Source organism: Streptomyces sp. NPDC059895 (assembly GCF_042731035.1).
Lineage (GTDB): Bacteria > Actinomycetota > Actinomycetes > Streptomycetales > Streptomycetaceae > Streptomyces.
This window is the reverse complement of sequence record NZ_JBHWKO010000002.1, coordinates 1-19,919: the sequence shown is the minus strand read 5'-3', so window position 1 is coordinate 19,919 and position 19,919 is coordinate 1. Positions and strand designations below refer to the sequence as shown.

General features: G+C 73.6%; 16 protein-coding genes and 1 pseudogene. 6 read left to right on the top strand and 11 right to left on the bottom strand.

The features are described 5' to 3' along the window. Window positions 1-237 precede the first annotated feature (237 nt). The 3 genes from ACFV9M_RS02315 (at window position 238) to ACFV9M_RS02305 (ending at window position 6,012) form a co-directional block, all read left to right on the top strand. Window positions 238-1,728 (top strand): GMC family oxidoreductase, encoded by a 1,491-nt coding sequence (locus ACFV9M_RS02315; protein ID WP_385071615.1) that lies wholly within the window; start codon window positions 238-240, stop codon window positions 1,726-1,728. After that, window positions 1,721-2,692, top strand: coding sequence for an aldo/keto reductase family oxidoreductase (locus tag ACFV9M_RS02310; RefSeq protein WP_385071612.1), 972 nt, complete (start codon window positions 1,721-1,723; stop codon window positions 2,690-2,692). Before ACFV9M_RS02315 ends, ACFV9M_RS02310 begins: the two co-directional genes overlap by 8 nt. A 353-nt stretch (window positions 2,693-3,045) precedes the next feature. Further along, window positions 3,046-6,012 carry a carbohydrate binding domain-containing protein gene (locus tag ACFV9M_RS02305; protein WP_385071610.1) on the top strand — a complete coding sequence of 989 codons (2,967 nt, stop codon included), beginning with the start codon at window positions 3,046-3,048 and terminating at the stop codon, window positions 6,010-6,012. Window positions 6,013-6,149: 137 nt separating this feature from the next. Here the strand turns inward: ACFV9M_RS02305 and ACFV9M_RS02300 are convergent, their stop codons facing one another. The 4 genes from ACFV9M_RS02300 to ACFV9M_RS02285 form a co-directional block, all read right to left on the bottom strand. Beyond that, the gene (locus tag ACFV9M_RS02300; protein ID WP_385071607.1) at window positions 6,150-7,130 is read right to left on the bottom strand and encodes a zinc-binding dehydrogenase; all 981 of its coding nucleotides are present in this window, start codon (window positions 7,128-7,130) and stop codon (window positions 6,150-6,152) included. 32 nt (window positions 7,131-7,162) lie between these two features. After that, the gene (locus ACFV9M_RS02295) at window positions 7,163-7,585 is read right to left on the bottom strand and encodes a PPOX class F420-dependent oxidoreductase (RefSeq protein WP_385071605.1); all 423 of its coding nucleotides are present in this window, start codon (window positions 7,583-7,585) and stop codon (window positions 7,163-7,165) included. 29 nt (window positions 7,586-7,614) lie between these two features. Next, the gene (locus tag ACFV9M_RS02290; RefSeq protein WP_385071602.1) at window positions 7,615-8,505 is read right to left on the bottom strand and encodes an NAD(P)-dependent oxidoreductase; all 891 of its coding nucleotides are present in this window, start codon (window positions 8,503-8,505) and stop codon (window positions 7,615-7,617) included. A gap of 95 nt (window positions 8,506-8,600) precedes the next feature. Further along, the gene (locus tag ACFV9M_RS02285; RefSeq protein ID WP_385071600.1) at window positions 8,601-9,128 is read right to left on the bottom strand and encodes an SRPBCC domain-containing protein; all 528 of its coding nucleotides are present in this window, start codon (window positions 9,126-9,128) and stop codon (window positions 8,601-8,603) included. A 204-nt stretch (window positions 9,129-9,332) separates the two neighbouring features. Here ACFV9M_RS02285 and ACFV9M_RS02280 point away from each other — a divergent pair, with 204 nt between their 5' ends. Together ACFV9M_RS02280 and ACFV9M_RS02275 are read left to right on the top strand one after the other, a co-directional pair. Next, window positions 9,333-10,289 (top strand): LysR family transcriptional regulator, encoded by a 957-nt coding sequence (locus ACFV9M_RS02280; RefSeq protein ID WP_385071597.1) that lies wholly within the window; start codon window positions 9,333-9,335, stop codon window positions 10,287-10,289. A 38-nt stretch (window positions 10,290-10,327) separates the two neighbouring features. Continuing rightward, window positions 10,328-11,251, top strand: coding sequence for a polysaccharide pyruvyl transferase family protein (locus tag ACFV9M_RS02275; protein ID WP_385071595.1), 924 nt, complete (start codon window positions 10,328-10,330; stop codon window positions 11,249-11,251). Window positions 11,252-11,578: 327 nt separating this feature from the next. Here the strand turns inward: ACFV9M_RS02275 and pqqE are convergent, their stop codons facing one another. The 7 genes and pseudogenes from pqqE to ACFV9M_RS02240 form a co-directional block, all read right to left on the bottom strand. Beyond that, window positions 11,579-12,733, bottom strand: coding sequence for a pyrroloquinoline quinone biosynthesis protein PqqE (pqqE, locus tag ACFV9M_RS02270; RefSeq protein WP_385071593.1), 1,155 nt, complete (start codon window positions 12,731-12,733; stop codon window positions 11,579-11,581). Then, window positions 12,730-12,951 carry a pyrroloquinoline quinone biosynthesis peptide chaperone PqqD gene (gene pqqD, locus ACFV9M_RS02265; RefSeq protein ID WP_385071629.1) on the bottom strand — a complete coding sequence of 74 codons (222 nt, stop codon included), beginning with the start codon at window positions 12,949-12,951 and terminating at the stop codon, window positions 12,730-12,732. The genes pqqE and pqqD overlap by 4 nt, the downstream gene beginning before the upstream one ends. Window positions 12,952-13,235: 284 nt before the next feature. Beyond that, window positions 13,236-13,946, bottom strand: a pseudogene (pqqC, locus tag ACFV9M_RS02260) (pyrroloquinoline-quinone synthase PqqC); the annotation flags it as partial. Window positions 13,947-13,954: 8 nt separating this feature from the next. Beyond that, a complete protein-coding gene (gene pqqB / locus ACFV9M_RS02255; RefSeq protein ID WP_385102312.1) occupies window positions 13,955-14,869 on the bottom strand; it encodes a pyrroloquinoline quinone biosynthesis protein PqqB in 915 nt (304 codons plus the stop codon). Between the two features lie 9 nt (window positions 14,870-14,878). Continuing rightward, entirely contained in the window at window positions 14,879-15,016 is a 138-nt protein-coding gene (gene pqqA / locus ACFV9M_RS02250) for a pyrroloquinoline quinone precursor peptide PqqA (protein ID WP_385071585.1), read from the bottom strand. 53 nt (window positions 15,017-15,069) lie between these two features. Next, window positions 15,070-16,182, bottom strand: coding sequence for a PQQ-dependent sugar dehydrogenase (locus ACFV9M_RS02245; RefSeq protein WP_385071582.1), 1,113 nt, complete (start codon window positions 16,180-16,182; stop codon window positions 15,070-15,072). Between the two features lie 218 nt (window positions 16,183-16,400). Further along, the gene (locus tag ACFV9M_RS02240; RefSeq protein ID WP_385071580.1) at window positions 16,401-17,549 is read right to left on the bottom strand and encodes a PQQ-dependent sugar dehydrogenase; all 1,149 of its coding nucleotides are present in this window, start codon (window positions 17,547-17,549) and stop codon (window positions 16,401-16,403) included. Between the two features lie 430 nt (window positions 17,550-17,979). On the opposite strand from ACFV9M_RS02240, the gene ACFV9M_RS02235 reads away from it, so the two are divergent. Continuing rightward, window positions 17,980-19,632 carry an FAD-dependent oxidoreductase gene (locus ACFV9M_RS02235; RefSeq protein ID WP_385071577.1) on the top strand — a complete coding sequence of 551 codons (1,653 nt, stop codon included), beginning with the start codon at window positions 17,980-17,982 and terminating at the stop codon, window positions 19,630-19,632. Window positions 19,633-19,919 lie beyond the last annotated feature (287 nt).

Sequence of the window (19,919 nt, the reverse complement as noted above, 5' to 3'; positions counted from 1 at the left end):
CGCACCGCTGCAACCGCCGCGACCGCCGCGAGCCGTGTCCGGTCGCACCGCTACGACCGCCGCGACCGCCGCGCGTCCACCACAGGCCGGATCCGGTCGTGCGTCGCACCCGTCACGGTCCGGCCCCGGGCCCGGACCCGGATCCGGATCCGGAGCCGGAGCCGGTCGACGCGGTCGTACGTCGCACCCGTCACGGTCCGAGCCCCCCTTCCTCGACGAAACCCGCAGGAGACCCGTATGACAGCACTATCGGCACGGAGCCACGACGTCGTCGTCCTCGGCGGCGGTGTGGCGGGGTGCGTACTGGCCGCCCGGCTGAGCGAGGACCGCTCACGGTCGGTCTGTCTGGTGGAGGCCGGGCAGGACTACGGGCCCCACGGCGAGGGCTGGCCGGACAGTCTGCTCGACGCCCGCAGCCTGCCGCGCAGCGACGTCTGGGAGCGGCACACCGAGGTGTACCGCCTGCGGGCACGCGTCATCGGGGGTTCCTCGTGCGTCAACGGCTGCTGGAACACCTGGGGCACCCACGGCGACCAGGCGGAGTGGGAGCGCGCCGGCGGTGCCGCCTGGTCGGCCGCGGCCCTGGACCGCCATCGCAAGGCGGCCGTGCAGCAGATGGACATGCGCCCGGTGCCCGACGGCGAGCTGTCCCCCTTCAGCCGGGCGGCCCTCGCGGCGGCGGACGAACTCGGCTTCGTCCAGGCCGACATGGGCACTTCCGGCGGTCCCGGCCGCGGCACTCCGCTGCTCAACGCGGTCGACGGGCTGCGCTGGAACGCGGCCTTCGCCTATCTGGACCCCGCCCGGTCGCGCCCCAACCTGACCGTCCTCGGCGGCGCCTCGGCCCACCGCCTGGACGTCCGGGGCGGCCGGGTGCACGGGGTGGAGGTCGTACGCGACGGCGAGCGGGTCACCCTGACGGCGGACACCTACGTGGTGGCGTGCGGCACGTACGGTTCGCCCGCTCTGCTGATGCGCAGCGGCATCGGACCGGCCGACCGTCTGCGCGAGGCCGGCGTCCGGCCCGAGCTCGACCTGCCCGGTGTGGGCGCCAACCTGACCGACCAGCCGGGCGTGTTCGTCCCGCTGGCGCCGACCGACGGGCTGAACGCCGCCCTGGCCGAGAAGGAGGCGCGCGGTGAGCTGTACGGGAACCGCATGCTGATCAGGGCGGCGAGCCCGTACTGCCGGGACGGCTCCTGGGACCTGCACATCCTGGCCAACGCCGGACCGCCGCTGTTCGGGAAGCTGCCGCCGGGGCAGTACGAGGCGGGCCTGTCCTCGTACCTGATGAAGCCGGCCTCGCGCGGCCGGGTGCGCCTGCGGTCCGCCGACCCGGCCGAGCCGCTCGACATCGACCCCGGGTTCTTCACCGACCCGGAGGGCCGCGATCTGGCCGCCGTGCGGGCGGGGCTCGGCATCGTGGAGGACCTGGCCGCGTCGGCCGCGCTGCGTCCCCTCGTGCGGCAGGTCGAGGAGCACCCGTCGCGGCTGACGGACGAGCGGATCCGGGCGCGGGCCGGCACCTACTGGCACCCGGTGGGGACCTGCGCCATGGGGACCGACGACGACCCGGGCGCGGTGGTGGACGGGGCGGGGCGGGTGCACGGCGTGTCGAACCTGCGGGTCGCCGACGCCTCGGTGCTGCCGACGGTCCCGGCCGCCAACACCCAGCTCCCGGTGCTCGCCGCCGCCGAACTGCTGGCCGAGGCGGTGCTGCGTGACTGAGGCCGGCACCGCGGGGGACACGATGCCGCGGCGGGACATCCGTGAACACCGGGTGCTGTACGGGTGCATGGGACTCGGCGGGGGCTGGGACCGGGCGCCGTACACCGCGGCCGACGTCGACCACGCCGAGAGGGCGGTCCGCGCCGCGCTGGAGGCCGGCATCACGGCCTTCGACCACGCCGACATCTACCGCCACGGCAAGTCCGAGGCGGTCTTCGGAGAACTCCTCGCGCGCGACCCGCAGCTCAGGGACCGCGTCCTGATCCAGACGAAGTGCGGCATCGTGCTGCCGGACGGTTCCCGTCCCGGCCACTACGACCTGCGCGCCGGGGCCGTCGTCCGGCAGGTGGAGCAGAGCCTCACCCGGCTGCGAACCGACGTGATCGACGTCCTGCTGCTGCACCGTCCCGACCCGCTGGCGCGCCCCGAGGAGATCGCGGAGGCGTTCGCCGCCCTGCGGGCCCAGGGCCTGGTGCGCCAGTTCGGCGTGTCCAACATGAGCGCCGCGCAGATCGCCCACCTGCGGACGGCCGTGGAGGTGCCGCTGGTGGTCGACCAGCTGGAGATGAGCCTGCACCGGCGGGGCTGGGTGGAGTCCGGCGTGCTGGTCAACACGCCGGCCGCGGCGGCGGACGGCTTCCCGCACGGCACGCTGGAGTACTGCGCGGCGCACGGGATCCGGCCGCAGGCGTGGGGCGCGCTCGCCGGGGGCCGGTTCTCCGGCGGCGACGACACGCCGGCGGCGCGGCTGGTCGCCGACCTGGCGGCCCGCAAGGGCACCACACCGGAGACCGTCGTCCTGTGGTGGCTCCAGCGCCATCCGGCCGGTGTCGCCCCGGTCATCGGCACCACGCGGCCCGAGCGCATCGCCGCCTGCCGTGACGCGGTGGACGGCCCGCCCGGACTCGGCCACGAGGAGTGGTACGCCCTCTGGGTCGCCGCCCGGGGCGCCCCGCTCCCCTGAGGCACCCTCAGGCTCTCCAGCCCCGAAGCCCTCAAGGCCCTGAAGCCCTCAAGGCCCCTGAAGTCCTCAAGGCCCTGAGGCCCTCGCGGCCCGGCCCACGTCCCCCGGCGGGTTTTCCGCCGGGGGACGTCGCCGTTCCACCCCGGCCCCACGGCAACGGGTCCCTGCGCACCCCCTTTACGACACTGACATGCACAGGTAATCTCCAGGCGCCTGCAAGAAGTTGCTGGAAATTTCAGACAGACGATGCGTTGCAGGTGTGGGTGCATCGGGATTCTCGAGGCGCGTCAGGATCTGCGGTGTGCGTCCACAAGGAGCCACGGGTTCCGCCTCACCCCACTGGAGAGACGCACATGAGACGCCATCGACCACCCGCCCGCGGCTGGACCGCGGGCTCCCTGGCGGCAGGGCTCCTCGCCCTGACGGCCGTCACGGGTCCCACCGCCCCGGCCGCCGAACAGGCGGCCGCCGACACGAACTCGGCGACGGTCTTCTACTACACGAAGACCAGGAACTGGTCCTCCACCTATCTGCACTACGCCCCCGACGGCGGTTCCTGGACGACCGTGCCGGGCACCGTCATGCAGGCCGCCTGTACCGACTGGGTGAAACTCACCGTCGACCTGGGCTCGGCCACCGGGCTCCAGGCCACCTTCAACAACGGCTCGGGCACCTGGGACAACAACGCGGGCCAGAACTACGCCCTGGGCACCGGTGACATCACCGTCAAGGACGGGGTCATCGCGCACAGCGACCCCTGCGCCGAGTCGGATCCGGAGACCTCGCAGTCGGCCACCGTGTACTACTCGTCGCAGGCGACCGGCTGGACCACCGTGAACTTCCACTACGCCCCGGCCGGCGGGTCCTGGACCACCGTCCCCGGCGTCGGCATGGAAGCGGCCTGCACCGGCTGGTGGAAGAAGACCGTCGACCTCGGCTCCGCCACCTCGCTGAAGGCCGCCTTCAACAACGGCAACGGCACCTGGGACAACAACAACGGGGCCGACTACACGATCGCGTCCGGCACGAGCACGGTGGCGAACAACACCGTCACCGCCGACGCCGACGACCCGTGCGCGGCCCAGGAGCCGGACACCGAGGCGCCCACCGCCCCGACCGGCGTCCAGGCCTCCGCGACGAACACCTCGGTCGTCGTGTCGTGGAACGCGGCCACGGACGACACCGGCGTGACGGGCTACCAGGTCACGCGCACCGGCGGTACCAAGGGCTCGATGGTCACCGACGTCACCTCCACCGTGTTCTCCGACACCGGCCTGGAGGAGAACACCGCCTACACCTACACGGTGCGGGCCGTGGACGCCGCCGGGAACGTCTCCGCCGCCTCGGCCGGCGCGTCGGCCACCACCGGGAGCGCGCCGGAGGAGGCCGCCTCCGGCACCCCGCTGGGCACGGACCCGCGCAAGGACCCGATCTACTTCGTGCTCACCGCGCGGTTCAACGACGGTGACACCTCCAACAACCGCGGCGGCAGCCAGCACGTCAAGTCGGGCAACTCCGCCAACAACGACCCCATGTTCCGCGGCGACTTCAAGGGCCTGGTCGACAAGCTCGACTACATCAAGGGCCTCGGCTTCTCCGCCGTGTGGATCACCCCCGTGGTGCTCAACCGCTCCGACTACGACTACCACGGCTACCACGGCTACGACTTCTACAAGGTCGACGCCCGCCTGGAGTCGGCCGGCGCCTCCTACCAGGACCTGATCAACGCCGCCCACGCCAAGGGCATGAAGATCTACCAGGACGTCGTCTACAACCACTCCTCCCGCTGGGGCGCCAAGGGCCTGTACACCCCGACGGTGTACGGGGTGCGCGACACCCAGTGGAGCTGGTACTACGACGAGAAGAACGAGGGCTTCGAGTACGACGGCCTCACCATGGAGACCAAGTCGGGCAAGTCGTACTACAACGGCGACCTGTGGTCGACGGCCGAGCCGTCCGGCAACACCTGCCTGAACTGGGGCGTTCCCACCGGAGGCAAGAGCGCCGAGGGGTACACGGTCTACAACTGCCAGTGGCCGAGCCCCACCTCGGGCATGTTCCCGAAGGCGTACTACCACCAGTGCTGGATCGGCAACTGGGAGGGCGAGGACGCCCGCTCCTGCTGGCTGCACGAGGACCTCGCCGACTTCAACACCGAGTCGACGCCCGTGCAGAACTACCTGATCGGCGCGTACAACAAGTACATCGACATGGGGGTCGACGGCTTCCGCGTCGACACCGCGGTGCACATCCCCCGCGTCACCTGGAACCGCCGGTTCCTGCCCGCCATCTACGACCGGGTCACCCAGCGGTTCGGCACCGCGGCGGCGGAGAACTTCTTCGTCTTCGGCGAGGTCGCCGCGTTCGTCAACGACAAGTGGAACCGGGGATCACCCAACCACTCGGCGCAGTTCTACACATGGAAGGAGCGCAAGGAGTACAGCGCCGACGACGCCACCGCCGCGCTGGAGCAGTTCGATTACGAGCAGCAGCAGGGCACCGGCAACCAGCCGACGTCCACCAACGCCTTCCTCGACGGCAACAGCTACCACACGCCCGACCACAGCAAGTTCTCCGGCATGAACATCATCGACATGCGCATGCACATGAACTTCAGTGACGCGCAGAACGCCTACAACAACGGCAAGGACTCCGACGACAGCGTCAACGACGCCACCTACAACGTCGTCTACGTCGACAGCCACGACTACGGCCCGAACAAGAGCAGTACGCGCTACAGCGGCGGCACCGACGCCTGGGCCGAGAACATGTCCCTGATGTGGACCTTCCGCGGCATCCCCACCCTGTACTACGGCTCGGAGATCGAGTTCCAGGCGGGCCAGCGGATCGACTGCGGGCCCAGCTGCCCGCTGGCCACGACCGGCCGCGCCTACTTCGGCGACCACCTGGCCGGCAGCCTCTCGGTGTCGGACTTCTCCAAGGTCGACTCCGCGAGCGGGCAGGTCGCCACGACGCTGAGCCAGCCCCTGGTCAAGCACGTGCAGCGGCTGAACCAGATCCGCCGGGCGGTCCCGGCGCTCCAGATGGGCCAGTACTCCACCGACGGCATCTCCGGCTCCATGGCCTTCAAGCGGCGGTACACCAGCGGCAGCACCGACAGCTTCGCGCTGGTCACCGTCACGGGCGACGCCACCTTCACCGGCGTGCCCAACGGCACCTACCGGGACGCGGTCACCGGAGACGTCAGGACCGTCTCCAACGGCACCCTGAGCGTCGCCGCGCCCGGCAAGGGCAACCTGCGGGTCTACGTCCTCAACGGCCCCGGCAAGATCGGGTCGGACGGCCCCTACCTGAAGTGACGGGCGCGACCTGAGGTGACGGTCACGGGCCGGGTGGTCCACCGGCCCGTGACCGGGCGCCCCCGCGGGGAGGGATCTCCGCGGGGGCGTCCTGGCGTGCTCCCCCGTCAGGACCAGGACCGTCAGGACCAGGACCGTCAGGACCAGGACAGCACCAGCTTGCCGCGCACCCGGCGGCCGGCCAGCTCGGTCAGGGCCGCCGGGACCTGCTCGGGGGTGAGCGTCCTGGACAGCATGGGGTCCAGGCGTCCGTCCGCGACCAGGGCGAGCAGTTCGCCGAGCATGGCGGACAGATCGGCACGGGCACGCGCGTCGCCGTGGCTGTACGCGGCGCCCAGGGCGATCTCGTGCAGCGAGGGCGCGAGGGTGAACGGCGGCACCACGGCCAGGTCCGGGCGGCCGGCGACGGCGGCGAGCCCGCCGCCGTGCACCAGCAGGGTCAGGTTGGCCGCGGCGGACTCCGGGCCGACGGTGTCCACCACCGCGTCGACACCCCGCCCCCCGGTCAGCTCCCGCACCCGGGCGGACACGTCCTCGGTGCGGTGGTCGACGACCTCGTGGGCGCCCAGCGCGCGGACGTGCTCGGCGTTGGGGGCGGACGCCGTCGCGATCACCCGGGCTCCGGCACGGGCGGCGAGCTGGACGGCGAAGCCGCCCACCCCACCCGCGCCGGCGGTGATCAGGACCGTGTCACCGGCGGTCACCCGCAACCGGCGCACCACCGCCTGATGGGCCGTCATGCCCGCGCAGGGCAGGGCGGCGGCCGTCACCGCGTCCACGGAAGCGGGGATCCGCGCCAGGACCGCCTCATCGGCGAGCACGTATTCGGCGAATCCGCCGGGGCGGCGCAGGTCGCCGTGGAAGACGACCCGCTCCCCCGGCCGGACGCCGGTGACACCGTCGCCCACCGCGTCGACCGTGCCGGCCGCGTCCAGACCGAGGACGTGGGGCCAGGCCCAGTCGGGGTGGCCGCCGGCGGCGACCTGGTAGTCCACCGGGTTCAGTCCGCACGCCTCCACCCGCACCCGCACCCGGCCGGGACCGGGCTCGGGGCGGGGCACGTCGGCGACGCGCAGGGTGCCGGGGCCGCCGGGACGGTCGAGAACCAGGGCACGCATGGGGTACGACACCTCTCCTTCACGCACGGCTTTCAGGTGGACGCCTGGTCGCTGTCCTTCATCGCGCCCCAGCCGTGCCAGCGCTCGACCTCGATCCAGGCGCTGACGCGGGCGCGGACACGGTCGGTGTAGGGCTTGCCGGTGTAGTGGGTGGCGATGCGGTCGATGTCGGCGAGGCCCTCGTCCTCGTACGTCTCGACGACACGGCCGATGAGCGTGACGTGCGTGTACCAGTCGTCGTCGGCGAGGACGGTGACGGTCAGGCGCGGGTCGCGGCGCAGGTGCTTCAGCCGGACCCGGCCCTCGTCCAGGCTGATCAGGACGCGGTCGTCCTCCCACAGGTACCAGGTGGGGGTGGAGACCGGCGCCCCGTCCGAGCGCAGGGTCGCCATGACGGCCGGGTTGGGGCGGCGCAGCAGGTCGGAGGCCTCGGGCGGCAGTGGGGGCTTGGACATCTCGGTTCCTCTCGGTTCCTCTCGTTCCCTCAGGAAGCGGGCTCGTCGTCGAAGCTCGCGTAGTACGCGGCGGCCATGTCCTCGTCGGCGTGGCCCCGGGCGGCGGCGCGCTCCATCCGTTCGGCGCTCGCGGCGGCCACGTCCAGGCGCACGCCGCGCCGCTCCCCGGCCTCGACGATCAGACGGGCGTCCTTGGCGGCGGTGGCCACCGCGAACTGGGGCGGCGACAGCCGGCCGTCGAGGATCAGCCCCGACTTCGCCCGCAGGTACCCCATGTCCAGCGGTCCGCCCGCGATGGCGTCGAAGAAGCTCTGCGGGTCGACGCCGAGCGCCCGGGAGAGGGCCAGCACCTCGCCGGCCGCGGCGGTCGCGGCGATGACCCAGCTGTTGGCCACCAGCTTCAGCCGGGTGGCGCTGCCCTGCGCGCCGTCCTCACCGGTCCACACCGTCCGGGCGCCGACCGCGTCGAGGACCGGGGTCACCGCGTCGCGGCGGTCGGCCGGCCCGGCGGCGAGCACGAGGAGCTGACCGGCCTCGGCGGGCTGGCGGGTGCCGAGGACGGGCGCGTCGAAGAAGACCAGGCCGTGCTCGTCGGCGAACGCGGCCAGGTCCTCGACGGCCTCGACGCCGGCGGTGGTGGACTGCACCCACGCGGTGCCGGGACGCAGGGCGGGAGCGGCCTGCCGCATGACGTCCAGGGCGGCGGGACCGTCGTACAGCATGGTCAGGACCACGTCGGCGCCGTCGACCGCCTCGGCGGGCGTGCCGGCGATGTGCGCCCCGTCGGCGGCCAGCGGCTCCGCCTTGGCGCGACTGCGGTTCCAGACGCGGACGGTGTGTCCGGCGCGGGCGAGGTTGCGGGCCATGGCGGCGCCCATGATGCCGGTGCCCAGAACGCTCACGGTGAGCTTGTCGGTCATGACGTCGATTACCGATCCGTGCGAAGGGGTGCGAAGGGGTGCGGGGCCCGGCCGCACCGCGAAGTGCGCGGTCGCGGCCGGGAGTCCACGGTCTGTCAGGCGCCCAGCATGCCGGAGGCGGCCCGGATCAGTCCGTCCAGCCACGCCTGGTGGCCGTTGAGCATGGGGTTCGGGCGCTCGGCGGCCAGTGCGGCGGCCGGCGCGCCGATCTGGGTCTCCTGGGTGAGGACCCGGACCCGGTCGCCGGGCAGGTCCTCCACCAGCCAGGCGTGCAGCACGTCGAGGCGCTCCTCGGGCCCGCCCTCCTGCTTCGCCGTCCAGGACAGCCGGCCCGGCACGCCCTCGGCCGGGGCCTGGAACTCCACGACGTGCGCGTCCAGGGGCGGGAAGCCGAAGGTGCCGAAGCGGAAGGCGAGGTCGTCGCCCAGCTCGGGGCCGCCGCCGTCGGGGAAGGAGATGTCGGCGACGTTGTCGTAGTACGACTCCCAGGTCGAGGTGTCGGTCAGGTACCGCCAGACGTCGGCGGCGGTGACGCCCTGGACGATCACCTCGTTGGAGACGAAGTTGTCGCCGGTGCCGGGCAGGTACGTGTCGGGCCAGTTGATCGCGTTCTGCGTGGTCATGGGGGGTCTCTCCGAAGCGGTGGGGGGAGGGTCGGCGGAGCTTCCGGAGCTTCCGGGGCTCCGGCTGCATCCTCGTCGGCCGGATGCGCCGCCGCATCACGGCGACACCCACGACGCTAGACCCGCGCCCCATCGGAGGGCCAATAGGGATCCCGATCCCAGCGATCGGAAGCCCGATGGTGGACGGGGAATACCATGGACGGCATGACCGACCGGACACTGGACGGGACGGGCCCGGCGACCGACCGGAGCAGGAAGCTCCCGGCGCACGCGGACCTGAACCTGCTGCGCACCTTCCTCGCCGTCTACCGCTCCGGCACCTTCACCGCGGCGGCCCCGCTCCTCGGCCTCTCGCAGCCCACCGTGACCGCCCAGATCCGCACGCTGGAGCAGCAGACCGGCCGCGAGCTCTTCACCCGGCTCCCCCGCGGTGTGGAACCCACCCCCCTCGCCCACGAGCTCGCGGGCCAGATCGCGGGGCCGCTGGACGCGCTGGCCGTGCTCGAGGGCACCGGCCCGCTGTCCGGGCGCACCGCCCCGGTCCACCTGGCCGGCCCGTCGGAGCTGCTGTGCGTCCGCGTCCTGCCCGCGCTCACCCGGCTGATCGCCGAGGGCGTGCAGCTACGGGTCGCCCAGGGGCTGCCCGAGCCGCTGCTGGAGGAGCTGCGCGCGGGCCGGCACGACCTGGTCATCGCCACCCGGCGGCCGCGCGGACGGGCCCTGGAGTCGGTGCCGCTCGCCGACGAGGAGTACGTGCTCGTCGCCGCCCCCGCCTGGGCCCGGCGCGTCGGGGACCGGCCCGACGCCGACGACCTGTGCGCCGCGCTCCGCGACCTCCCCCTGGTCACCTACGCGGAGGACCTGCCCATCGCCCGCCGCTACTGGCGCACCGTCTTCGGCAGGCAGCTCACCGCGCGCGCCGCCCTGACCGTGCCCAACCTGTACGCCGTCCTGTCGGCGGTCAACTCCGGCGCCGGGTACAGCGTGCTGCCCCGCTCCCTGTGCCAGGAGTACCTGGACTCCGGCCGGCTGGTCCTCCTGCACGACCCGGAGGAGGCCCCGCTCAACACCCTCTTCCTCGTCCAGCGTCCCGGCGCCGACACCAACCCGGACGTCCTGCGGGTGCGCGACCGCCTCCGCAGGGCGGCCCTCACCTGGTAGCCGAGGGCGCCGGCGGCCGGTGGTTGCCGTCCGGCCGGATGGGCACCCGGGTCGCCGTGGCGGAGCCGCGGCGGATCCTGGTGACCGGGTGGTTCGGCTTCCCGGACGGGGAGGCGACCGCCGGTGACGTGCTGGCGCTGGACCGGGTGCGGGACGTGCTGCGGCAGGCGGGTGTGGACCACGACGTCGCCTGGAGTCCGGGGTTCCGTCCCGGCGGTCTGCATCTGTCGCGGGTCCGGCCCGAGGAGTACTCGCACCTGGTGTTCGTCTGCGGTCCCCTGCACGGGCCGCAGATCGAGGAGCTGCACCGGCGCTTCGCGCACTGTGCGCGGATCGCCGTGGGCGTCTCCGTCGTCGACCCCGAAGGCCCGGCCGTCACCGGCTTCCACCGGGTACTGGCCCGCGACGGCGGCGGCCCGGAGCCCACCCGTGACCTGGCGGCCCGCGCGCCCGCGCTGCCCGCCCGCCCCGTCGTCGGGGTGATCCTCACCCACGGCCAGCACGAGTACGGGGCGCGCCGACGGCACGAGCGGGTCGCCGAGGAGGTGACACGCTGGCTGTCCGGCCGGGACTGCGCGCGCCTGGAACTGGAGACCCGGCTCGACGCGCACGACTGGCGCCTGCACGCGACGCCGGCCCAGCTGGAGTCGGTGCTCTCCCGGCTCGACCTGGTCGTCACCGACCGGCTGCACGGGATGCTGCTCGCGCTGCGCGCGGGCGTTCCCGCGCTGGCCGTCGACCCGGTCGAGGGCGGCGCGAAGGTGACGGCGCAGGCCCGTGCCTGCGGCTGGCCCGCGCTGGTGCCCGCCGAGCGGCTCGACGCGGCGGCCCTGGACCGGTGGTGGGACTGGTGCGCGGACTGTGGCCGCGAGCTCGCCCGGCAGATCGGCGCCGGATTCCGCCGGGGCACCGGGCCGGACAGCGCGGACGGTCTGCTCCAGGCCCTCGGGATGCGCGGATGACCGGACCGGGCGGCCCCGGCCGGCGCCGACCGCTCGGCACTCGGCGCCGACCGCTCGGCACTCGGCGCCGACCGCTCAGTGCCGGGCGCGCAGTGCCGGACGGTCGGTGCCGGACGCGCAGTGCCGGACGGCCGGTGCCGGACGGTCGGTGCCGGACGGCCGGTGCCGGACGGTCGGTGCCGGACGGCCGGTGCCGGACGGTCGGTGCCGGACGCGCAGTGCCGGACGGTCGGTGCCGGACGCGCAGTGCCGGACGGCCGGTGCCGGACGGTCGGTGCCGGACGGTCGGTGCCGGACGGTCGGTGCCGGGCGGTCGGTGCCGGGCGGTCAGCGCCCCTGCGGCACCACCCCGGGGCGGCGGTAGACGTAGGGCGGCGGGGGTTGCGCGGTGGAGCCGTGGTCGTCGACGAGCGTGCGCACCAGGTGGTGGTCGGGGGAGAGCGCGCACGCCGGGTCGGTGCGGGCCGCGTCGCCGGTGAGGGCGTACGCCTGGCAGCGGCAGCCGCCGAAGTCCTCCTCCCGGCGCGGGCAGCCCCCGCAGGGGCCGGTCATCCAGCCGGTGCCGCGGAAGCGGCCGAAGGCCGGGGAGTGATCCCAGATCCAGGCCAGGGAACGGTCCCGTACGGAGGGCGCGTCGAGGTCGGGCAGGGAGGCGGCCGCCGGGCAGGGCAGGACGGTGCCGTCCGGCGCGACGGTCAGCGAGACCGCCCCCCACCCGCCCATGCAGGGCTTGGCGACCCCGTCGAAGTAGTCGGGGACGACCCAGACCAGGTCGACCCGGCCGGCGAGCTGTTCCCGCCGGCGCTCGACGGACTCGCGCGCGCGAGCCAACTGGGCGCGCGTGGGCAGCAGCGCGGCCCGGTTGAGCAGCCCCCAGCCGTAGAACTGGGTGTTGGCCAGCTCGATCCGGTCCACGCCCCAGGCCACGCCCAGCTCGACGAGGTCGTCCACGGCGTCGAGGTTGTCGCGGTGCAGCACCACGTTCAGACCGAGGGGCAGCCCGGCCCGGCGGACGAGGGCCGCCGCCCGCTCCTTGGCGGCGAAGGAGGACGGGCGGCCGGCGATCCGGTCGTTGGCCTTCGGCTCCGCGTGCTGGACGGAGAGCTGGACGCTGCGCAGCCCCGCCGTGCGCAGCGCGGCCAGCCGGGGCTCGTCCAGGCCGGTGCCGCTGGTGACCAGCTGGGTGTAGATCCCGGCGGCCTCGGCGGCGGCGACGATCTCCTCCAGGTCGGGGCGGAGCAGGGGCTCGCCGCCGGAGAGATGCGTGTGGACGACGCCCAGTGCGGCGGCCTGGCGCAGTACGTCCGCCCACTCCCCCGTGCTCAGCTCGCCCGACCGGCGGGCCAGTTCCACGGGGTTGGAGCAGTAGGGGCAGTGCAGCGGGCACGCGTGGGTGAGTTCGGCGAGCAGCGCCCAGGGCCGCGCCACGGGGGCGGAGCCCTGGGCGTCGGCCGGGTCCACCGACGCGGGGGAGACGGTCATGCGATCCAGCCCTCCTGGTGCAGGCGGTCGAGGAAGGAGGGGACTTCGGTGGCCACCGGGGCACCCGGGTAGCGTTCGGCCAGTTCGTCGACGATGCCGCGCACGGTGCGCGTGCCGTCGCACAGGCCGACGACCTGGCCGGCGTGTCCCTGGAGGACGACCACGCGTTCCGGCAGGACCAGCAGGTCGGTGCCGCGCACGCGGTCGTGCCGCAGCATGAGGGCCGGGGCGAGGGCGGGTCGCCACCGGCTGTCGGGCACCGGTGTCACCCCTGCCCCCGTCCGTCATGGCGCCAGGGACGGCCGGCCGGCGCCACGCGGCCGTCCCGCTGGTCCCGCCCGTCGCGACGCCACGGACGGCTGTCCGGCAGCGGCCGGCCGCCACGCTCCCGCTCTCCGACCGCGTCGGGCCGGCCGTCCGGAGACCGCCGTACGGCCGCGTCGGACCGGCCGTCCGGGAACCGCCGTACGGCCGCGTCGGACCGGCCGTCGTGAGACCGCGGTCCGGGCCCGTCCCGCCGTTCCTCCTGCTGCACGGCGTCCAGCAGGGCCCACAGCACCTCGCACTTGAAGCTCAGCGCGGCCACGGCCCGCTCCTGGTCCTCGCGCGTGCGGGCCCACTCCAGGACCAGGGCGAGCGCCTCGGTGCTGTCGCGCCGGCCCTGGTGGACGCGGCTGCGGAAGTAGTCGAGTCCGGACGGCTCGATCCACGGGTAGTGGCGCTCGAAGGCGTCGATGCGCAGGCGCATCAGGTCGGGCGCGGTCAGCTCGGTGAGGGAGGCCGCGACGGCCTCCAGCGGCGGGCGCAGCCGGCAGAAGTTGACGTAGCCCTCCACCGCCAGCCGCACGCCCGGCAGGACACCGTCGCCCGCCAGCAGGCCGGCGCGGTCGAGTCCGGCCGCCTCGCCGAGGCGCAGCCAGCGCTCGATGCCGCCCTCGCCGTCCTGGCGGCCGTCGTGGTCCTCGATCCTGTGCAGCCACATGCGCCGCAGCCGCGAGGAGTCCAGTTTCGCGGTGATCAGCGCGTCCTTGACGGGGATGTGGCGCTGGTAGTGGAAGCGGTTGGCGATCCACCGGCGGACCTCCGCCGGGCTGAGGTCGCCCTCGTGCATCCGTACGTTGAAGGGGTGGCGGTCGTGGTACCGCTCCTGGCCCACCTCGCGCAGGCGGGCCTCGAACTCGGCGGGGCTCCAGGGCTCGGCCAGGGTGGGCAGTGCCGTCGTCACAGCTCGATCACCATCTCGTCGTAGGCCACCTCGACACCCAGTCGGGCGAGCCGCTTGTGCTGTGCCGCGGTGGGGTCGACGAGGGGGTTGGTGTTGTTGAGGTGCGTGTAGTAGCAGCGGGCGGACAGTCCGGCGAGGATGCCGGCGGTGCCGCCCGGTCCGTCGACGGGCAGGTGGCCCATGCCCGTCGCGGTGCGGGAGGAGAACCCCGCGCGGCGCGGCTCCTCGTCGTCCCAGAAGGTGCCGTCGACGATGACGCAGTCGGCCTCGGCGGCGGCCCGGTGCAGCGCGTCGGACCAGACGGCCACGGCGGGGGCGTAGAGGGCCGACCGGCCGGTGGCCGGCTCGTACAGGCGCAGGGCGACCACCCAGCCGTCGTCCTCCGGGGCGTCGGCGGCGTAGCGGGGGCGTTTGCCGGACACGGGGACGGCGCTGATCCGCACGCCGTGGCCGGCCCGGTCCGCGTCGCCGCCGTGCAGGGGCACCGCTCCGTGGCAGGGCAGGTCCCGCCAGGTGAGCGTGGTGTAGGAGCCCAGGACGTCGTCGAGGCGCAGACGGTCGGTCAGCGCCCGGCGGACCGGGGCGGTGGCGAGGATCTCCACGCCGTCGGCCTCGCGCAGCCGCGCGCGGCCGAGGGTGTGGTCGAGTTCGGCGTCGGTGAGGACCACTCCGGCGATCGGGGTGCGCCGGGTTCCGGGCTCCGGCCGGAGCTCGGGGTGGGCCTCGATCTGGTCGCCGATGTCGGGGGTCGCGTTGACGACGTACCAGCGGCCGTCGTCCGTGCCGACCGCGAGCGAGGCGTGGCGGCGGCGGCGCTCGGGATGGGCGCGTGCCCCGGAGCACCCGGGGCACGCGCAGTTCCACTGAGGGATGCCGCCGCCTGCCGCGGTGCCGAGCACCTGCAGCAGCATGGCGGCGGGCTAGCGGACGGAGAGGGAGTAGGCGGTGACCTCCAGCGCGGTGTCGACGACCGTGTAGCCGGGGGTCTGCCAGGCGGTCCGGTCGGTCGGCTCCGTGGTGGTGGCCGGGTGCTGGATCTGCTCGTCGGTCTGGGGCATGGTGCGTACTTCCTTTCGGGGAGGTGGGTGTTGTCCCTTCGTGCGAAGGGAGGTCAGTCGGTGGTGACTTCGAGGATGAGGTCCTTGTCCTCGCCCCGGTCGCTGGTGCCGAGCCAGAGCCGGTCGGCGCCGGGGACCTTGACGATCGCCCGCAGCCGGCCGTAGGTGCCGTTGTAGTAGGCCTTCGCGGTGCCGACGTCCTTGCCGGTGGCGTCGATCGGCAGCGCCCACAGGCGCTGGCCGCGCAGTGTCGAGACGTACAGGACGTCGCCGCTGACGGCGATCTGGGCGGGTACGCCTCCCTCGCTCGGCTTCCAGACCCTCTTGGGGTTGGTCATGCCCGCCTTGGCGCAGGAGCCCTCGCAGGTGGGCCAGCCGTAGTTGCGGCCCGGCTCGATGAGGTTGAGCTCGTCCCAGGCACTGTCGCCGACCTCGGTCTCCCACAGCCTGCCCCGGGAGTCCCAGGCGAGGCCCTGGGGGTTGCGGTGGCCGTAGCTGTAGACGCGGGTGCCGAACGGGTTGCCGGGGGCCGCCTCACCGGTGCGGGTGATGCGCAGGATCTTGCCGTTGAGGGAGTTCTTGTCCTGGGCGAGCTTCGACTGGTACGCCTCGCCGGTGGTGACGTACAGGTGGCCGTCGGGGCCGAAGGCGATCCTGCCGCCGTTGTGGTCGCCGCCCCGGGTGATGCCGCCGACCAGGACGGTGTAGCCGCTGAGCGAGGTGCCGTCGAAGCGCATCTTGACGACCCGGAGGTCGTTGGCGGCCGTGTGGACGAAGAAGACGTCCTGGTCGGTGGTGCCGTTCCAGGTGGGCGAGGGGGCCACGCCCAGCAGCCCGCCGCTGCCCGACAGGACGGTGGGCGAGGGGACGACGGTGTGGGGCACCGTGCCCACCTTCTTCTTGGTGCCGTCGCGGTGCTGCACCCAGACCGCGGCGGCGACGCGCTCGGTCACCAGGGCCCGCTTGCCGTCGGGCAGGAAGGAGATGGACCAGGGCTTCGTCCACTTGTCGGAGAGGACGGAGGCGCCCGTCGGCTTGCCGCCGTCGGGGAGGACGCCGGGATCGGCCGTCGCCGGGGGCTGCAGGGCGCAGACACCCAGGAGGGCGGCGACGGCGGTGACCAGGACCGTGCGCGGACGGACCCGGCGCAGCGCCGGACGTGCCATACGTGACATTCCGTTGCCTTTTCTGTCGTGCGAAGGCACCGACGCGCTGCCGGGAGGGGACCCGGTGCCTTCGGTGGGGGAGGTGAGGGGCGGGAGTACGGAAGAGGCCGTGGCTCCCGCGACGCATCGTGGGTGGCGGCCGTTTCGCGGGCCACCGGTGATCGTCCATCCTGCTGACGGCCCCACCGCGCGGTGCCGGGGGCCCGGCCGGGCCGCGGTCACCCGACGGTGACCTTGAGGAGCAGGTCCTTGTCGGTGCCGCGGTCGCTCGTGCCGAGCCAGAGCTCGTCGGCGCCGGGGACCTTGACCAGCGCGCGCAGCCGGCCGTATGCGCTGCTGTAGTACGTCGTGGCGGTCCTGACGTCCTTGCCGGAGCTGTCGATGGGCAGCGCCCACAGCCGCCGGCCGCGCAGCGTCGACGCGTAGATGACGTCGTCGACGACCGCGAGCTGGGCGGGTACGCCTCCCTCGTCCGGCTTCCACACCTGCTTCGGGTTCGTCATGCCCGCGGCGGAGCAGGAGCCCTCGCAGGTGGGCCAGCCGTAGTTCCGGCCGGGCTCGACGAGGTTGAGCTCGTCGTAGGCCTGGTGGCCGATCTCCGTCTCCCACAGCCTGCCCCGGGAGTCCCAGGCGAGGCCCTGGGGGTTGCGGTGGCCGTAGCTGTAGACGCGGGTGCCGAACGGGTTGCCGGGGGCCGCCTCACCGGTGCGGGTGACGCGCAGGATCTTCCCGTTGAGGGAGTCCTTGTCCTGGGCCAGCTTTCCCGCGAACGCGTCGCCGGTGGTGACGTACAGGTAGCCGTCGGGGCCGAAGGCGACGTTTCCGCCGTTGTGCTGGGTGTCCCGGCGGATCCCGGTGAGCACGGGGGTGTAGCCGCTCAGGGACGTCCCGTCGAAGTCCATTTTGACGACGCGGTTGTCGGTGGCCGTGGTCTCCATGAAGAACACGTCCCGGTCGGTGGTGCCGTTCCAGGTGGGTGACACGGCGACGCCCAGCAGCCCGCCCTTGTCCTGTGCCTCCAGGCTCCAGACCACGTTCGGCACCTTGCCGACCCGCCGCCTCGAGCCGTCGCGACCGGCCTCGAAGACCTCGCCGGTGTTGCGTTCCGTCACCAGCGCCGTGTCCCCGTCCGGCAGGAAGGAGATCCCCCAGGGAGTCGTCCACGTGTCCGACAGGGTGCTGATCCCCGACGGCGCGCCGCCCGCCCGGAAGTCGTCGGGGACGGGGTCCTCGGCGCGGGGAGGGAACGGGGCCGCGGCCGCCGGAGACGACGGGAGGACGCCGGCGGTCATCACTGCGGTGACGGCGGCGATCGCGACGAGGCCCGGACGGACTCGGCGCGGTGCCGGTTGCGGCAAGGGTGACATGGGGGGTGCCTTTCCTTTCGTGGGGGGCCGGCGGTGTGGGGGCGGGCGAGGGTGTGCGTCCGCCGCCGTGTCCGACGCGGAGGGCGCTCGTTGCCGCACCGCACGTGACGCCCCCTCAAAAACCGGACAATACAAGGAAAAGGTCATAAATCGAAGCATGGCCATGCCTCCTGCGCGGAGGATCGAGCCCTTCTCCGCCGTACGGGCCGCCCACGGGCCACCTGCGGGCCGCCCGGGGACCGCTTGCGGGCCGCCCGGGGACCGCTTGCGGGCCGCCCGGGGACCGCTTGCGGGCCGCCTGCGGGTTAAGCGAGTGAAGCCTGCACCGCCGTCCGCCGTGCGGGTGCCGGGTGGGGCATGCATGAAGATCCCGGCCGTAACCGGCCATGTACCGGCCGGAGCGGCGAACCTGACGCGCTGGAGGCGAGCGATGCACGAAAGAGACGACCGGTCCGACCACACCCACACAGTCCCCGTCCTCATCGTCGGCGGGTCCCTGGTGGGCCTGTCGACCTCGGTGTTCCTGGGCCGGCTGGGTGTGCGGCACACCGTGGTGGAGCGCCATGCCGGCACGTCCATCCACCCCCGTGGACGGGGCAACAACGTCCGCACGATGGAGCTGTTCCGGGTGGCCGGCGTCGAACCGGCGATCCACGAGGCCGCGGCCACCCTGGCCGAGAACCACGGCATCCTGCAGACGCCCACCCTGGTCGGCGACGCGGGCGAGTGGCTGTTCCGGCGGATCGACCCGGGCGGCGCCCTGGCCCGGTTCAGTCCGAGCTCCTGGTGCCTGTGCAGCCAGAACGACCTGGAGCCGGTCCTGCTCGACCACGCCGTGGCACTCGGCGGCGACCTGCGCTTCTCCACCGAGCTGGTGTCGTTCGAGACCGACTCCACCGGGGTGACCGCGGTGGTCGAGGACCGGAACACCGGTGAGCACACCACCGTCCGGGCGGCCTACCTGGTGGCCGCCGACGGGCCGCGCAGCCCCGTGCGCGAGCGGCTCGGCATCGCCCAGAGCGGCCCGGGCGAGCTGTTCCACAACATCAGCATGACCTTCCGCTCCCGCCGGCTCGCCGATGTGGTCGGCGACCGCCGTTTCATCGTGTGCTATCTGACCGGGCCGGAAGCCGACGGCGCGCTGCTGCCGGTGGACAACCGCGAGAAGTGGGTCTTCCACGCCCCGTGGCACCCCGAGCACGGCGAGACGCTGGAGGACTTCACCGACGAGCGCTGCATCGACCACATCCGCCGGGCGGTCGGCGTGGACGACCTCGACGTGGAGATCACCGGCAGGGCCCCCTGGCACGCCGCCCAGCGCGTCGCACGGTCCTACCGGTCGGGACGGGTCTTCCTGGCCGGCGACTCGGCCCACGAGATGTCCCCCACCGGGGCCTTCGGCTCCAACACCGGCATCCAGGACGCGCACAACCTGGCCTGGAAACTGGCCGCGGTGCTCGGCGGCTGGGCGGGGGACCGCCTGCTGGACACCTACGACATGGAGCGCCGGCCGGTGGCGGAGGCCACCAGCGCCCGTGCGGCCGCCCGGTCGGTCGAGCACAGCCACCCCGGCTACACACCGCCGCCCGGCGCCGGCGGCACGCCGCAGCGCGGCATCCTGAACGTGACCCTCGGCCACCGCTACCCGAACGGCGCCGTCGTGGACGCGGACCCCACCACGCCGGTCATCCCGGAGCAGCTCGACCTGACCGGGGAGCCCGGCAGCAGGGCGCCCCACATGTGGGTACGGCAGGAGGGCCGCCGTATCTCCACCCTCGACCTCTACGAGCGGTCCCTGGTGCTGCTCAGCGACGCGGGCGAGCCCAGCGGCTGGCACAAGGCCGCCGTCCGTCTGGCCGAGCGGATGTCCGTGCCGCTCGTGTCGTACCGGATCGGGATCGGGGACGACGCCGAGCTGGCCCCCGAGGACGGTGCCGACTGGGCGGAGTGCCACGGCACGACCGTGTCGGGCGCCGTCCTCGTCCGTCCCGACGGGTTCGTCGCCTGGCGGGCGCGGGGTCCGGTCACGGACGCCGAGTCGACGCTGGGTCAGGTTCTCACCACGGCACTGGCCCTGGACTGACCCGCGAGGGACGGTGGCGGACCGCGCCGTCACCCCGCTCGGGTCGCCCGGCGTCCCCCTGACGGCCGCCGGGCGACACCCTTTTGTGACCTTGCCGCAATGGGCGGACCCGGCAGGCGAGTTGGATCGGATCGGGGCGGCCGGGGCGGGATACGCGTTCACTCGGCTGAGCGTCCCGAGTGGTGGGAGACGGGGTGCTGGCTGACGGTGGATCACGTCGGGGCCCGAGTCGGTTCAGCTGACGAGACGCCAGCTGCTCGGCCCTGGCGGAAGGACTCTCCCATGCG